Source organism: Aliivibrio sp. 1S175, assembly GCF_001690985.1.
Classification (GTDB): Bacteria; Pseudomonadota; Gammaproteobacteria; order Enterobacterales; family Vibrionaceae; genus Aliivibrio.
The window spans coordinates 14,934-31,450 of sequence record NZ_MAJS01000001.1 but is presented as its reverse complement, the minus strand read 5'-3'; the positions used below and the strand labels follow the sequence as shown (position 1 = coordinate 31,450).

Genomic DNA, 16,517 nt, shown 5'->3' with positions numbered 1-16,517 from the left:
AATATACCGCCCAATAAAATGAATCTACCAAAAACGTTGCCTATTTTTAAACATCGGTAGCGTTTTTTTCTTTAACGCATATTGAGCCTGTATAAAATTCTTACCAACTAGAATACGGATTTGACTGTAACTTTCGTAAGCTAATAGTTTCCATTTTGGTGCATTCCAATAACGATTATAAATGTGTTTAGTGGCTGCAATGGCATCTGGCGAAGTGTGGGATATTTGTTGAGCTAACTGAATAGCGGCCTCTAATGGCTGAGCCTGTATCTCTGTAATTAATCCATAGTCTAACGCTGTTGATGCGTCTAATTGGCTCGCACACATACTAATTTTCATTGCCTTGTCTTTCGGCATAATTTCTCTAAGCGTTAGCGAACCCGCCATATCTGAGGTTAAGCCCATTTTCGACTCCATAATGGATAAGTTCGCGCTAGGTGATGCAATACGAAAATCAGCGCCAAGCACAATTTGTAATCCTGCTCCCCAACAGTACCCTTCAATAGCAGCAATAACAGGAACCGAAAGCGTGCGCCAATTAGCACTCACTTGTTGTGCTTTATTCGCATTACCAGGCCAAAATTTAAAAAGCAGCTTAATTGCATGAGATTTTTGTTTCACTATGGAATTAAAATCAAGCCCTGAACTAAAATTATCACCACTTCCCGTTAGAATAACCGCCCTAATGGTTCGATCGTTTTTTATACGATGGCTAATGTGGATCAGCTCATCAAACATAGGGTAATTTATTGCATTTAATTTTTCAGGTCGATGTAAACGAACAATCATTATAGTGTCTTTTTGTTCGATTTTAATGTGGTGGTAATTCATAGTAATCCTTTAACTCTAGCTATCCTTGTAAGCAGTATAGTTAAAAAAAACGGGCTATATGAATTAAAAAGCAAAAAAAAAGCAGTAACCGTAATTACTGCTTTTAATTAAAAATAGGCTGTTTATTTACTTAGAGATGAGGAATGAACCCACTCTTTCACCTTCTGACGCGAGATCTTAATACCCGTGCCAAGTAAATATTCAGGCATCTTTTCATACCGAACAGGATGTTCAAATGAGCTTAGCTTACCTTTCAGAAAATCAGGGAACGTTGAAAAATCAATGCTCTTAGTACTATTAACTACCGCAACAGGTCGCTGACCAAATTCTTCATCGGCAATATCAATCACAATAACGTGTTCAATATCAGGATGAGTTAACAAAGCTTGCTCTATTTTTTCTGGATGAATATTTTCACCACCAGAAATAAACATATTATCAGCTCTGCCTTGAATATAAAGTTCAGCCCCTTCTACATGGCCAAGATCACCACTAAAATACCACCCATCTTCATTGGTCATACTCATGACTCCAGATGAGCGATAATAACCTAAAGCTAAACTTTCGCCTCGAACTAGAACTTCCCCTTTTTCAATGCGAAATTCACGATAAGGAAGTACATGCCCTACTCCAGATAGGCCATCGGCCAACTTTGCCGTCACTGTGGAAGACATTTCTGTCATACCATAACCTAACCAACATTCAATGCCATTTTCTTTAGCTTCATCCGTTAGTTTAGTAGGAATAACAGAACCACCAAGTAAAACGCGCTTTAGTGCAAGACTAGATGCATTACCACTCGCAAGTATACGCTGCAATTGAGTTGGAACTAATGAGGCATGAGTAACCCCTGATAAATCACTCAACAGGCCTTCTTCCGTTGGCATCACTAATGTTGCACCAGAAAGTAACCAACGCCATACAATCGCTAAGCCTGATATATGGAATAATGGCAACGATAGTAACCAAGAATCAGAACTATCAAACGCCATCCAACTTAATAAGCCTGCCGCGGAATGTAAGTGATTACTTGCACTGTGCGCGACCGTTTTTGGCAGACCAGTTGAACCAGAAGTAAAAGTCAACGTAGCCAATCGCGTTGGCTGCCACATGGTTGCAATAACCCCGTATTCGGCATTAATTAACTGTAAATGATGCCAAGTACCAGAGATGGTTTCTTGCCCTTCACCAAACCAAATATGTTTCGCTGCAATATTAGTGACAAGTTGGTGTAATTGGGTTGTCGGTGTTTTCGGGTTAATCACTGAAAAATGCGCACCAATACGAAGAGTGGCTAATTGAAGCCAAATCAGTTCGATGCTGTTTTTACCAATGCCGACAACGACATCATCACGTTTCACACCTTGCAATAATAAGCCATTAGCATAACGGTTAATCTGTGTTAATACTTCAGACCATGTCCATACGTTATTGCCATCACGAAGTGCTATTTCCAATTCACGCTCTTCACCCCATTTAATCCAAGGCCATGTAGTGAAGAGTGGTGTGATCAGTTTTCCCATACAACGTTAAGCTCAGATAATGTCATCATTGGTAATGTACAATTAGGCCATGCCGTATCTAATTGTGCCTTAAACAGATCGATCGTATCTAATCCTGGGATCGTATTAGGTGTTTTCCAAGCAGCAAGTCGGGCAAGCTGTGTTAATGCTAGGCTTGATTCAATGCTTGAACTGATCACCGCTTGCATTCCCAATAGATGAGTTTGCTCGATAAGTTCAATACATTTAGTGACAGAACCAACCATAGTAGGCTTGATTACGATGGCTTTTACACCTTCTTGTGCTGTTACTTCAAAGCCGTCATCACGTACTGTTTCATCCCAAGCAATGGCAATACCGGTAGCTTTAGTAAATTCAAGGCTTTGTTCTGGTGTGTGACAAGGCTCTTCTAAGAACTCAATACGAGATCGAAATTGCGGATTCACATAGTTTGCAAATTGCTCTGCTTTCTTTGGTGTCCAGCCACGGTTTGCATCAAGGCGCAGAGAAAGATCAGGGATCAATTCTAAGAACATGTTCGCAACCATTCCATCACGAATCGCTTCATACATACCGACTTTGATCTTGGCGATTTTTTTGCCACTCATTTCATTCAGCTTAACCACTAAATCATCAGGGTCACCAGAACACAAAGGCGCCGCTTGGTAATTACCTTCTTGCGGCAAACCGCCTTCAAGTTCTAACAAAGCCATACTAAAACCAAACGCTACCGATGGGCAATTTGCATCAAGATCTAACTCTTCACCGTTTAACCATGCTTGAGTTAATGCAAGTAAATCTTCACGTGCTTGCTCTAATGTTTCTTGATTAAATTCAGGTAAAGGCGCAATTTCACCTTTACCTAAACGTGTTCCATCACTTAATTCAATAACCAATCCATCTCGTTGTTGAAGACGTTGCTCTCGAAGAATAACTCCACTGTCCATAGGGAGTTGGTACTGATATATCTTGGCTGTTTTCATTTTTTACTCCAACCAATAAAAGAAAAAAGAGACTCCAGTGAGCCTCTCAAACTTATGAAGATAAGTGATCGTATCGTTTACGGATTACGAGGGAATTTATCGAAATCAGGACGACGTTTCTCATTGAATGCATTACGACCTTCTTGACCTTCTTCAGTCATGTAGAACATCATTGTTGCATTACCTGCTAATTCTTGAAGGCCCGCTTGACCATCACAATCCGCATTTAACGCTGCTTTTAGACAACGTAATGCCATTGGGCTATGTTGTAGCGTCTCACGACACCAGCGAACCGTTTCTTTTTCTAAATCAGCAACAGGGACAACCGTGTTTACTAGGCCCATGTCCAATGCTTCTTGTGCATCGTAGAAACGACAAAGGAACCAAATTTCACGCGCTTTTTTCTGACCAACGATACGAGCCATGTAAGAAGCACCCCAACCGCCATCAAAAGAACCCACTTTAGGGCCTGTTTGACCAAATTGCGCATTTTCAGCTGCAATCGTTAAATCACACATCATGTGAAGAACGTGACCACCACCAACCGCATAGCCTGCAACAGCAGCGATAACTGGTTTTGGACACGTACGAATTTGACGTTGGAAATCCAATACGTTTAAGTGGTGTGTGCCGCTGTCGTCACGGTAACCGCCGTAATCGCCACGGATCTTCTGATCACCACCTGAACAGAACGCGTCTTCGCCTAAACCGGTTAGGATAATTACGCCAACTTTCTCGTCATAACGAGCATCGGCTAATGCATCCATCATCTCTTTAACCGTACCAGGACGGAAAGCGTTACGTACTTGTGGACGTGCGATAGTAATTTTCGCGATGCCATCAGCCGATTTGTGATATTGAATATCTTCGTATTGAGCCGTACAGTCTGTCCAATTTACTGGAGCGTAAAGTTCTTGTTCTGAAATGCCAACAGTTCTTGCCATGGGTTTTATTTCCATTGTTGTAAGAATGTATTAAGTACATGTGTAAAGCGTTCTGGCTGTTCCACATGAGCGTTATGACCTGCCTGAGCAATGATTTGATACGTTAATTGACTTTGCTCAGCCAAGTGTTGAAATTTGTTATCTGCTTCGCCGCAAATATAGAGCATCGGAATGGTGCTACGATGTAAAGCATCAAGCAAATACGGTTGCTTGGCCAGTGATGTTGCTCTCAACATCATTCCAATAGAATGACCCAGATTATCACTTCTTTTCCTCACTAATACTTGTCTTTGCTCAGTGTTTAGTGAAGAAAATACCTTTTGTTTATACCAAGTGTTTAAAACATCAGCAATGGGTTGTTGCTCAAATCGTTCAGCCCAGACAATGTCATTTTGCAAGCGTAATTGTTTTTCTTTCTCTGAAACCAAACCAAAATTCCCACCTTCAATACATAAACCATAAATATTGATTGATGATGGTAATGGAAAAACCGAACTTAAATACATTGCCAGTCGACCACCTAAGGAATAACCAACAAAAATAAATGATTTATATGGGGTTGCCTGTAACACATCAACAATAAGCTGACATGTTTGATCAAAGCCGATAGATTCATCTAATACTGTCGATTGACTTTGCCCATGCCCGGGTAAATCAATCAATAACACAGAATGAGATTGAGCAATAACAGACGCTATTTTATCCCAATCTTGAATTGAACCTAATAATCCATGTAAAAATACGACACAAGGTTGCGCCGTATTCTCTTTGAGTACACGTAATTTAGAATAAAGTCGCATGCTGGATCATTTGGAATAAACGAGTTAACTCTTCGCCAGCTTGACCCGATGGCGTATTGATTTCAACTAAATGAAGTCCTTCTTTAAGGCCATCATTTATCATAGACATAGCACAAGTCAACGTTTCGGGCTTATGGTAGTTCAAACCAAACATCGCTGCCGCGTGGCTAAATTCTAACTGATGTGGCATACGATAGAAGTCATCTCTTTTCTTCTCATCGACTGGCAATAAATCAAAAATACCACCACCATCGTTATTCAAAACAATAAGTACTACGGGTGCAGTTGCTTGCTTCAACAAGGCTAATGAATTTAAATCATAAAGCAAAGAAGTATCACCAACTAAAGCGAGTAACGGCTGTTGATTTGCTAATTGAACACCTACTGCGGTAGCTACTAACCCATCAATGCCTGATGCTCCGCGGTTAGTATACGTATGCTGTAGATTGAGCTCTCCAACCATATCAAGTAAACGAACAATCAAACTATTGCCAATAAACCAATCGCACGCTTCCGTTTTTTGACCTATGGTTAGCGCAAAACTTAACTCTGATAAGGTTTCACTATGGCATGCCATTGAGCGCGCTAACGCTAATGCATTTTGTGAAGCCACTTTAAGTGATTCACTCCACTCAAGTGATGGAGCATGATCAAAGAAACAATCTCGCCCTTCTAAGCTCTGAGCATGAACCTGACACCATTTCATGATATCTGCACGATAACGAACATGGGAATGATAGCTGTCATCCAACAATTCGACGTGCGGGTCGATCAAGTAAAAGTCTTGTTGATATTTATCTAACCATGAAGATAAACGTTTAGAGACTAAACGAGCCCCAAACTGTAATACACATTCAACGTCGGCAAGGATCTCATTACAGGCGACATTTTGCAGCCATAAATCATAATGTGCCCATGGCGAATAATACCCAGATTGCGGGTCAGCAAGTACTGGCCATCCTAACTCTTTCGCTAATTTAACTGCAGATTGAGCTTCTTCTAACGTCACCTTACCGATAATAACCAATCCTTTCTTTTGTGCCACTTTCATCCATTGAGGAGATACTGTCACATTTAAAGAATACGTAGGTTGTTCAATATAAGGAGAAAATGCAGCCTTCCACGCTTGGATCGGAGCAAGGTAATCAATTAAAAGGTGTTTCTCTTTTTTACCATAGAAAGGTTCAGGAAAAGGACAGTTGATATGAATGGATCCGCCCTGTTGTTGTTGAGCAAAACACGCTTGATCTAAACGACTTAATAACCATTGAGCTGGCACATTAATACTTGGCGATGGTAATTGTAATGAATGGCAAACGTGAGATGAAAATATATTTTGCTGATTAATCGCTTGATTAGCACCAGCATTTATCAATTCAACAGGTCGATCTGCCGTTAGCAATACCAATTTTTCTTTAGTCAGGCCGGACTCTGCTACTGAAGGCAATAAATTCGCAACCGCCGTCCCTGAAGTAACAATAACAGCAACCGCTTCATTTGACGCTTTCGCAATACCCAACGCTAAAAAACCCAATCCGCGTTCATCAAAATGAGTATGAAGAGATAAATGTGCGTGCTCTGAAGCAGCAAGAGTTAACGGGGTTGAACGAGATCCTGGAGCAATACAAACATGCTTCACTCCATTTCGAACTAACTCCTCAATAATCAATTCAGCCCAAACTTGATTTAGCATTATTTGCTGCTCTGATTGCATCATGCGACTTGCGACTCCGTGATATCTGAATTTATAGAAATATCAGATTCTAATAAAGAACATAACGTAGATGTTTTTCTGTCTAGCTCTTCCCATTCACAGCTTGGCTCTGAACCAGGAACAATGCCCGCTCCCGCAAATAAATGCAATTTATTACCCATCACTAATGCGCTTCTAATCGCAACACAAAACTCACTACGTTGCTGACTTAAAAAACCAACAGCACCGCTGTACCACCCACGGGCAAAAGGTTCATTATCAATGATAAAATCCAATGCAGACATTCGAGGTAATCCTGCAATCGCCGCTGTAGGTTGCAAATTATCAAGCAATTGTGAATCACTGCAATCATTATTGATTTCAGCAGAGATTGGACGTTTTAAATGTTGAACTTTACGAAGTTTCACTAGCTCAGACGTTTCAGCGACATTCATAGATAAGCTGAACTTAGATAATCGATTAACTATGTCATCTACCACAAGTCGATTTTCATACTGGTTTTTCTTATCTGAAATTAACCATGATGCTAATTGATTATCTTCTTCTTCGTCATGGCCGCGACCGATCGTACCAGCAAGAGCTTCTGTTTTTAATGCGTAGCCATTACGTTCATATAAACGCTCAGGTGTAGAACCAATAAAACAATGTTCACTATCCAGCGCCATCATAAAATGAAAACTATGGCTATTGGCTTTGCGACTTGCTTTTAAAAATTGTGCAGAAGATAAATTTTGATCCAATGTTAAGGTGGTTTTTCGTGCTAATACTACTTTCTCAAATTGTTTGTTTGAAATGGCCGTAAGTGCCTTATTAACCATATTAGTCCAATCCCCTTTTTCTGGCGTATTAATACGCTGTGTTACCCGACAATGTAACTCAGATAAAGAGGCAAAATTTTCAACTAATTTATTCAACGTTAACAAAAGGCGTGAGTTATCTTCCGATAGATTCACCATGATCTGCCATGAGGACGCTAAACGAGAGATTTCAACTTGTGGCAAAAAGAAGAATGATTGCATACAACGACGATTGCGTTCAGTGCGTCCATCAAACGATCTCCCACCCCAAACTCGCTGTTGAGGCGCTAATATTTGTTGAGCAACCTTTGGGTCAGAGAACGTTTTTACTTGACCTAATACCGCGACTTCTTCTTCACCATCACGAGATTGCCAATAAAACTTAGGATATATAGGCTGTGCTTCAAGCCAATCAATAAGCTGATCGCCTACCGACCAATCTAAGTGAATACAAATGGTCTGAGATGATACTGCTTGTGCTATTTGATGACGAATCGATTCAATGGCATCTTGAAAAGTGGACAAATTAACCTCTCCTGATCGTTTTCAGCCATCATGGCACCGTGATACACAAGCCGAATTGCTTGCTATTTCCTTGTTAGATGTGGTGATTCTAGCAAAAGTGCAGCAAATAAAAAATAATTCACATCAATAGTATGTCTAAAAAATAAAACTGATATCAAAATGTGTCGCTTTATGAAGGCTAAATCAATCTAAATAAGCCTCATCTTTCAGACATAAATATTGTAGGAGCCATTTTTACACTCTTTTTTTCTAAAAATTGTTTCTAAGTCCATTAAAAATAGTGTAATTTGGACTTATATCGTTTTTTATATCAACAAGGTTAAACCATGCAAAATGTTGCAATGTCATCAAAACTTAGCAGTGTATGCTACGACATTCGCGGTCCTGTTCTTAAACATGCTAAAAGAATGGAAGAAGAAGGCCAGAAAATTCTTAAACTAAACATTGGGAACCCGGCCTCATTTGGTTTTGACGCCCCTGATGAAATCCTTGTTGATGTCATAAAAAACCTACCAACATCACAAGGTTATTGTGATTCAAAAGGTATTTATTCTGCACGTAAAGCGGTTGTACAACATTATCAACGTCGTGGTCTATTAGATTTAGATGTGGAAGATGTATACATCGGTAACGGCGCTTCTGAATTAATCGTAATGGCAATGCAAGCGCTATTAAATAATGGCGATGAGATGTTGGTGCCTGCACCTGATTACCCACTATGGACCGCATCTGTCGCTCTTTCTGGCGGTAAAGCTGTTCATTATATGTGTGACGAAAGCTCTGACTGGTATCCAGATTTAGACGACATTAAGAAAAAGATCACACCAAACACAAAAGGTATCGTGTTAATTAACCCGAATAACCCAACGGGTGCGGTGTACAGTCGTGACTTCTTATTACAAGTGGTCGAGATTGCGCGTCAAAATAATCTGATTATTTTTGCTGATGAGATTTACGATAAAGTACTATATGACGGTGCCGTTCATACGACATTAGCAACACTGGCGCCTGATATATTAACCGTGACATTTAACGGTTTATCTAAAGCTTACCGCGTGTGTGGCTTCCGTGGTGGTTGGATGTTCTTAAATGGACCTAAAGATCATGCTCAAGGTTATATCGCTGGTTTGGATATGCTTGCCTCTATGCGTTTGTGTGCAAACGTACCAATGCAACACGCAATTCAGACGGCACTAGGTGGTTATCAAAGCATCAATGAGCTTTTGCTTCCGGGTGGTCGTTTATTAGAGCAACGTGACAAAGCTTATGACTTAATTACTCAAATCCCAGGCGTAAGTTGTGTCAAACCAAAGGGGGCAATGTACTTATTCCCTAAACTTGATCCTAAGATGTACAAGATTAAAGATGATCAGAAGTTTGTTCTAGATTTCTTAATCAAAGAAAAAGTGCTGTTAGTTCAAGGCACTGGCTTTAACTGGCCAAAACCCGATCACTTCCGCATCGTAACACTGCCTCGTGTTGACGATTTAGAAACGGCAATTGGTCGTCTAGAGCGCTTCTTACATACTTATAAGCAGTAATTGATCTAATATCAATCTCGCGAATATAAAATGAAAAATAGAGCCTGCTTAATTTGCAGGCTTTTTTATATTCAAAAAACAGTGAACACTATGAACGCTGACGTACAAATTGATTTTGAACAATTGAATCCAAAAATATCTCACTTTTTATGCATTTAAAGTCTATTGATGTCTCTAAATCACCAAACAGTGACGATCCTCTACCTAAAAGTACTGGAATCGTGGTAATAATTAACTCATCAATCAGATCTTCTTTTAAGAAATTTTGAATCGTAACTCCGCCATCAATATACAAATTCATAAATCCTTTTGCATGGATTTGATCTAATACTTCTTTCAATGGGCCTTTTACTAAAAAGATTTTATCTTCATAGCCATCAGGTACTGAAGTCATCGTATTGCTCAATACAAAAACAGGTTTTGAGTAAGGCCAATCGATACCAAAGCTCAATACCATATCTAACGTATTACGCCCCATCACTAACGCATCAATACTAGCTACATGTTTAGCATCACCCATGTCATTACCTTCTGGATTAGGGATCGCATGTAACCAATCTATACCCCCATTTTTATCCGCGATATATCCGTCTAGGCTTGTTGCTATAAATACGACATTTGACATATTTGAATTATCTATTCTATTTAAACTAAGCGACACACCCTTTAGGCGTCATATTAAAGTGGCGCTTAAACTCTCGGCTAAATTGTGACGTACTGGTATAACCTACAGAGTGAGCTGCATCATTCACTCTTCGTCCCTCTAACTGAATCAGCTCTTTTGCTTTATTTAACCGTACTTTTTTCAAATACTGCAATGGCGATTCTAGTGTCACTTTTCTGAATGCCGAATGAAACGCAGAAATACTCATGTTCGCTTCTTCAGCTAAATGTTGAACCGTTAAACCATCGGCATAAGATTGATGCATTTTATTCATGGCCTTCGCGACTCTCGCATATTGACCATCATGATGCGCTAAGTTAAATAATACCTGCCCTTCTGTTCCAGTCAGTACTCGATAGACAATTTCATTTAATAAAGACTCACCTAATAATTTCGTATCGAGATCACTATGTAGTGCCAACATCAAGCGCTTACAACTTTCAAGCATGTCATCAGCCATTTTAACTGATGTGAGGCCAAAGCCATCTTGATTTGATTTTGTTGGCGCTTGAAAATTAGCAGCTTCAAGCTCATTAACTAGACGATGAAGTAACGTTGAATCAACATTGATCGTTAAACCAAGTAATGGACTATCATCTTCAGGAAAGGCTTCACATTCTAGTGGCATTGGCACACCGACAACCAGATAATCATCAGGCCCATAATGTACCGGCTGATTACCAATATGAATGTGTTTGTGTCCTTTACCCATGACAATAATGCCTGATTGATAAACAAATGGCTGACGTTGGTTTCCTTTGCTACTGCGATAAAACCACACGCCAGGGATCGCGGTTTCTCTGATACCCTCCAGATCATTAAAACCGTATCGATCGGCATAGCTTTGCATTAATTCACCAAGGGATTTCATCGCGGTTCCTTTATCTAATCAAGATCACATCTATCATTTTATTTTTTTAAAATACCGACATTTATAGAAATAGGCAATAAAAATACAGTAATCCGCCTTTCTAAAGCCACAATTGAGTACTAATATGCATTTATTGAAATAATAAGCTCTAAAAAATAGAGCATCACCTTTTGGAACCAATGAGGTACAGCAATGAAATTTTCTTATGTTAACCCTACACAAATCCATTTTGGCCAAGGTCAAATTGCAGCAATCGCTACATCTATTCCACAAGATCAAAAAGTATTAGTGATTTATGGTGGTGGTTCAATTAAAACAAACGGTGTTTATGACCAAGTTGTTGCAGCACTTTCTGACCATTCTTGGATTGAGTTTTCAGGTGTTGAACCTAACCCAACGGTTGAAACATTAGATAAAGCAGTTGCTATCGCAAAAGCAGAAAAGGTTGATTATATTCTTGCTGTGGGTGGTGGTTCTGTAATTGATGGTTCAAAATACGTTGCTGCTGCAACAAAGTACGATGGTAACGGCTGGGATATTCTACTTGGTAAGCACACTGTAACTGAAGCTGTGGCTTTGGGTGCGATTTTAACACTACCAGCAACAGGTTCTGAGTCTAACTCTGGTGCGGTAATTACTCAAAAATCGACACAAACTAAACTGCCTTTCATGGCAGCGGCAGTACAACCTAAATTTGCTGTACTTGATCCTGACTCAATGAAAACACTACCAGAACGCCAACTAACAAATGGCTTAGTCGATGCTTGGGTTCATACCTGTGAGCAATACCTAACGATGCCTGCTGGTGCAATGGTTCAAGATGGTTACGCAGAAACTCTACTTCGTAATTTATTAGTTCTTGGTGAGCAATACGAGAACCGTGATAATAATGAATGGCGTTCAAACCTAATGTGGACGGCAAACCAAGCATTGAATGGTTTAATTGGTACTGGTGTTCCTCACGATTGGGCTACTCACATGATTGGCCATGAACTAACCGCTCTTTACCATGTTGATCACGCTCGTTCTTTATCTATCATTCAGCCGTCTTTACTTCGTAACCAAATCGAAGCGAAACGCGCTAAACTAGAACAAATGGGTAAAAACGTCTTTGGTTTAGACGCTTCTGATGATTTAGCAGAACGCACAATCATTGAAATCGAAACGTTCTATCATAGCCTTAACTCTCCAACAGAGTTAACTGAGCATGGTGATGATAAAGCATCTGCAATTGATGCTATCATCAAGCAACTTGAAGCTCATGGAATGGTTGCTTTAGGTGAACATCAAGCGATTACTCTCGAAGTATCTCGTAAAATTCTTGAAGATGCCGTGAAGTAATACTTAACCTAATTTAAAAATGACATAAAATAAAAAAGCCGATTCAATCTAACAATAATGTTAATCGAATCGGCTTTTCTCGTTCTTAAATAAAGTAATGCTATTTAATAATCGCTTTTTTCTTGCGTTCCCATTGCGTAATAAAAGCAACAGAAGCAATAATAATTGCGGCACCCAACCATAATCGACCAGGAGGAGCCCAACCAAAAACGACCCAACCAGATAATACATTTAATGGTAATTTAGCATGATCAAACGGTTGAATAAACGAAGCATCCGCAACCGCATAAGCTTTTACAATTGCCCATTGCGCTAATGCTGTCATCACACCGGCACCAAAAAGTAATAACCAGACGTTTATGCCTGTTGGTGTATGCCAATCAGGTAATGCGAGTAAAATATTAAAAGGAGTAATAAGAACCAGAAGATAAACCACCATGGTTGATGGTGAATCATTTGCCGACATTTTCTTAACCATTAACGAATAACACGCCCAAAAGAAAGCAGCACCTACTGGCAGTAATGTTGCCCATGTAAACGTATCAGCCCATGGTTCGAGAATGATCATTGCCCCCGCAAACCCCGCTAACGTGGCACACCAACGAGCGGCACCCACCTTCTCTTTTAAGAATAAACCCGACCCTATGGTTGCAAATAAAGGAGACGTCATTAGCAATGCTATCCCCTGCCAGATTGGCACAGGATAAGCGAGAGCCCATAGCCAAAGTTGGATGCCAATTACCGACAAAAATACACGCAACGCATGCATTCCAAAATGTTGAGTTCGAAGTGAATTACGCAGCCCTAATGTGCGTAAATAAGGCAAGATGACGATCAACGCAATCCCATATTGAACTAAAGCCACCATCGTTGAAGGAAGGCCAAAATTCATACTGACGTATTGAGCAATACTGTTAACAATCGCAAAGGAAAGGCCTGCGGTTAACATCCAAGAAGCGCCTTGGACTGGTTGATGCTGAGACATAAAAAGGGTCATCATTCACATTAAAAAAAGGAAACAGATCATACGACTGTTCCCCTCATTTGCCAACTGTTAAGCCGTACCAATAGCGTCTAAATTAGAACTATTACTTCATAAACTGTCGACTTAGTAATTTCAGCATCAATTTCTTATGTTTTAATAACAATCTAGCCCTTGGCAACCACTTAGGTGTAGTAAGGATTGTTTTTGCATGAGAGAAGGTTTTAAAGCCTTCAATACCGTGGTAGCTCCCCATTCCGGAATCCCCAATACCACCAAAAGGCGCATCATCGGCAGCAACATGCATGGTCGTATCATTGATAGCCACTCCACCACTGTGAGTATTTTGGCAAATATTTTGAATCATCGCTTTGTCTAACGACATAATATAAAGCGCTAAAGGACGAGGACGATTTTGAATATAACTGATGGCTTCTTCAATATGTTGGTAAGCGATAATAGGCAAGATAGGACCAAAAATTTCTTCTTGCATTATCAACATCTCATCACTCACATTGGTCACAATATGCGGTAAGAATGATCGTCCTTGAGCTTTTTCTGGCTCACCAATTGACGTAATTTTTGCCCCTTTACCTTCTGCATCTTCTAGATAGCGAGCTAAACGATCATATTGAGCTTGATTGATGATATGGCTGTATTCTCTATGTCCCTTTTTCTCGGGAAAAGCGTGTAAAAAACGGCGTGAATAAAGTGAAATAAATTTATCAACCTTATCCTTTGGAACAAACACATAATCGGGCGCGACACATATTTGCCCTGCATTCATTGATTTCCCTAGCATAATGGCATCAACCGCTGAGGTTAGGTCCGCATCTTCGGCAACAATGACTGGGGACTTCCCTCCCAACTCAAGCGTTACGGGGGTAAGATTTTTAGCTGCTGCACTGGCTACTAATTTGCCAACCTGAGTAGAGCCCGTAAATAAAAGATGATTAAAAGGAAGCTGAGAAAACGCAGCTGCCACCTCACTCTCACCCTCTACAACACAAATATGCTCAGAAATTGAGGCAAATACACGGCGAAGTACTTGATTGGTCTCTGGAGTGTATTCACTTAGCTTTATCATCACACGATTGCCCGCGGCAATGGCAGTGACTATCGGAGCGACACTCAAGTAAATTGGGAAATTCCACGGCACAATGACCCCAACAACCCCAAGAGGCTGATATTTAATATGTAATTTAGAGGGTGAGAGCAATAAGCCTGCATGACGTTTTTGAGGTTTAAGCCATTTAGATAAGCGTTTAATGGTGTAGTTAATGTGTTGTATTGATGGCATTAAATCACAAATCGTTGAGTCAAACTGACTGCGATAGCCATAATCTTTTTCTAAGGCTTCAACCGTGTTTTTCTTTTCTGATAATAACGACACTTTCAGTTCATTAAGTAAAGAGAGTCGCTCTTCTTTTGAAGGGTATGGCGACGCTTGATATGCCTGTTGAAGCTGTTCAAATTCATACGATAAATTAACGACACTGCTCATGCTCTATATTCCATATAACAAAGTGAACTTCATTATAGCAACCCATTTTAATGAACTAAATAATGATAATTTCACAATGTGTTCTGGCTCTATTTTTCAAATAAGTCGTTGATCTTTTTGTGACAAGCCTGTAATGATAGAGGTGTAGCAATAACTTCGAGAACAATAATAATGAATAAAACAATCGATATTACTCTATCCCAATATTGGGAAGATCGCATCAGTAATGAACAAAAGTTACGTCGTAATGATCAGCGCAGCGTTTTTCAACGAGACCGTGCTCGTATTCTCCACTCTGCTGCTTTTCGTCGCCTGCAAGCAAAAACTCAAGTTCATGGACCTGGCAGCGTAAATGACTTTTACCGCACTCGCTTAACGCACTCTTTAGAAGTATCACAAATTGGTACTGGAGTAGTAGCACAACTCAAACTAAGACAACCAGAATTCCGCAATCTATTAACCTCAACAAGCTTGATGGAGAGTATTTGTTTAGCTCATGATATCGGTCATCCTCCTTTTGGTCATGGCGGTGAAATTGCGCTTAACTATATGATGCGTAACCATGGTGGCTTTGAAGGTAACGGGCAGACTTTACGCATATTAAGTAAGTTAGAACCTTACACTGAACATTTTGGAATGAACCTAGCAAGAAGAACCTTATTGGGTGTACTAAAATACCCTGCATTTCTTGACCAAGTGCATTCTAAGCACCGTCCTGAAGATGTCACTAATCTGCGTCATCTAAAATCGATTGAATGGCATCCACCTAAAGGGATCTATCGTGATGACGAGCAAATTCTTAATTGGATTTTAGCGCCATTATCCGATCACGATAAAACACTACTATCGACACTTCGATTCCAAAAAGAAGATGACGAGAGTCATAGAAAAACACGCTTTAAATCTATTGATTGCTCTATTATGGAACTGGCTGACGATATAGCTTATGGCGTTCATGATTTAGAAGATGCGATTGTGATGGGAATTGTCACAAGAAATCAGTGGCAAGAGTCTGTCGCAAGTAAACTTGCAGAATGTGGTGACGAATGGTTTGAAGCCAACATCGAAACCATCAGTGACAAGTTATTTTCAGGCCTTCAATACAAGCGTAAAGATGGTATTGGTAGCATTGTGAATGCTCTACTTACTTCAATAACGATTAAACAAACGACTTTTGAAGAAGAACCAGCATTTGAATCGGAATTACTCCGCTGGAATGCCTATTTAAGCCCGCCAATGACGTATGCTCTAGAGGTACTTAAAAAGTTTGTCGGTAAATACGTCATTCATAACTCTGAAATGCAGCGCATTGAATACAAAGGACAACAAATTGTAATGGAAATATTTGATGCCCTAAATTCAGATCCCGAACGCTTGCTACCAGAAAATGATAAACGTGAATGGCAAGAGATAATGGCTTCTGGTGGAAACGCCCACCGAGTGATTGCAGATTATATCGCAGGCATGACCGATGGCTATGCTCAGCGTTTATATAATCAACTATTTGTTCCTATTTGA

15 protein-coding genes are annotated in these 16,517 nt (G+C 40.0%); 4 read left to right on the top strand and 11 right to left on the bottom strand.

All coding sequences use genetic code 11. The annotated features are described in order from the left end of the window. Positions 1–24: 24 nt before the first annotated feature. From A6E06_RS00150 to A6E06_RS00120, 7 genes are all read right to left on the bottom strand, one after another. A complete protein-coding gene (locus A6E06_RS00150; protein ID WP_065593636.1) occupies positions 25–831 on the bottom strand; it encodes a crotonase/enoyl-CoA hydratase family protein in 807 nt (268 codons plus the stop codon). 122 nt (positions 832–953) lie between these two features. Continuing rightward, positions 954–2,354 (bottom strand): o-succinylbenzoate--CoA ligase, encoded by a 1,401-nt coding sequence (gene menE, locus A6E06_RS00145; protein ID WP_065593637.1) that lies wholly within the window; start codon positions 2,352–2,354, stop codon positions 954–956. Next, positions 2,342–3,316: an o-succinylbenzoate synthase gene (menC, locus tag A6E06_RS00140; protein ID WP_065593638.1), complete on the bottom strand. Its 975-nt coding sequence runs from the start codon at positions 3,314–3,316 to the stop codon at positions 2,342–2,344. The genes menE and menC overlap by 13 nt, the downstream gene beginning before the upstream one ends. A 77-nt stretch (positions 3,317–3,393) precedes the next feature. Further along, on the bottom strand, positions 3,394–4,260 hold the full coding sequence (gene menB / locus A6E06_RS00135) for a 1,4-dihydroxy-2-naphthoyl-CoA synthase (protein WP_065593639.1): 867 nt from the start codon (positions 4,258–4,260) through the stop codon (positions 3,394–3,396). A gap of 5 nt (positions 4,261–4,265) precedes the next feature. After that, on the bottom strand, positions 4,266–5,060 hold the full coding sequence (menH, locus tag A6E06_RS00130; protein WP_065593640.1) for a 2-succinyl-6-hydroxy-2,4-cyclohexadiene-1-carboxylate synthase: 795 nt from the start codon (positions 5,058–5,060) through the stop codon (positions 4,266–4,268). After that, entirely contained in the window at positions 5,044–6,777 is a 1,734-nt protein-coding gene (gene menD, locus A6E06_RS00125) for a 2-succinyl-5-enolpyruvyl-6-hydroxy-3-cyclohexene-1-carboxylic-acid synthase (protein ID WP_065593641.1), read from the bottom strand. The genes menH and menD overlap by 17 nt, the downstream gene beginning before the upstream one ends. Further along, positions 6,774–8,096 carry an isochorismate synthase MenF gene (locus A6E06_RS00120; protein ID WP_065593642.1) on the bottom strand — a complete coding sequence of 441 codons (1,323 nt, stop codon included), beginning with the start codon at positions 8,094–8,096 and terminating at the stop codon, positions 6,774–6,776. The genes menD and A6E06_RS00120 overlap by 4 nt, the downstream gene beginning before the upstream one ends. On the opposite strand from A6E06_RS00120, the gene A6E06_RS19925 reads away from it, so the two are divergent. Both A6E06_RS19925 and A6E06_RS00115 read left to right on the top strand, forming a co-directional pair. Next, a complete protein-coding gene (locus A6E06_RS19925) occupies positions 8,089–8,226 on the top strand; it encodes a hypothetical protein (RefSeq protein WP_176703470.1) in 138 nt (45 codons plus the stop codon). The two genes, A6E06_RS00120 and A6E06_RS19925, sit on opposite strands and share 8 nt — an antisense overlap. A gap of 196 nt (positions 8,227–8,422) precedes the next feature. Then, on the top strand, positions 8,423–9,637 hold the full coding sequence (locus tag A6E06_RS00115) for a pyridoxal phosphate-dependent aminotransferase (protein ID WP_065593643.1): 1,215 nt from the start codon (positions 8,423–8,425) through the stop codon (positions 9,635–9,637). Between the two features lie 88 nt (positions 9,638–9,725). Here A6E06_RS00115 and A6E06_RS00110 read toward each other — a convergent pair whose 3' ends face one another. Both A6E06_RS00110 and A6E06_RS00105 read right to left on the bottom strand, forming a co-directional pair. Then, positions 9,726–10,262 (bottom strand): dihydrofolate reductase family protein, encoded by a 537-nt coding sequence (locus tag A6E06_RS00110; protein WP_065593644.1) that lies wholly within the window; start codon positions 10,260–10,262, stop codon positions 9,726–9,728. A gap of 25 nt (positions 10,263–10,287) precedes the next feature. Next, positions 10,288–11,172 carry an AraC family transcriptional regulator gene (locus A6E06_RS00105; protein ID WP_065593645.1) on the bottom strand — a complete coding sequence of 295 codons (885 nt, stop codon included), beginning with the start codon at positions 11,170–11,172 and terminating at the stop codon, positions 10,288–10,290. Positions 11,173–11,364: 192 nt separating this feature from the next. Here A6E06_RS00105 and A6E06_RS00100 point away from each other — a divergent pair, with 192 nt between their 5' ends. Next, positions 11,365–12,513 (top strand): iron-containing alcohol dehydrogenase, encoded by a 1,149-nt coding sequence (locus A6E06_RS00100; protein ID WP_065593646.1) that lies wholly within the window; start codon positions 11,365–11,367, stop codon positions 12,511–12,513. 100 nt (positions 12,514–12,613) lie between these two features. Here A6E06_RS00100 and A6E06_RS00095 read toward each other — a convergent pair whose 3' ends face one another. Together A6E06_RS00095 and A6E06_RS00090 are read right to left on the bottom strand one after the other, a co-directional pair. Continuing rightward, positions 12,614–13,498 (bottom strand): DMT family transporter, encoded by an 885-nt coding sequence (locus tag A6E06_RS00095; protein ID WP_065593647.1) that lies wholly within the window; start codon positions 13,496–13,498, stop codon positions 12,614–12,616. A 103-nt stretch (positions 13,499–13,601) separates the two neighbouring features. Then, on the bottom strand, positions 13,602–14,999 hold the full coding sequence (locus A6E06_RS00090) for a coniferyl aldehyde dehydrogenase (protein ID WP_065593648.1): 1,398 nt from the start codon (positions 14,997–14,999) through the stop codon (positions 13,602–13,604). A 171-nt stretch (positions 15,000–15,170) separates the two neighbouring features. On the opposite strand from A6E06_RS00090, the gene A6E06_RS00085 reads away from it, so the two are divergent. After that, the gene (locus A6E06_RS00085; RefSeq protein WP_065593649.1) at positions 15,171–16,517 is read left to right on the top strand and encodes an anti-phage deoxyguanosine triphosphatase; all 1,347 of its coding nucleotides are present in this window, start codon (positions 15,171–15,173) and stop codon (positions 16,515–16,517) included.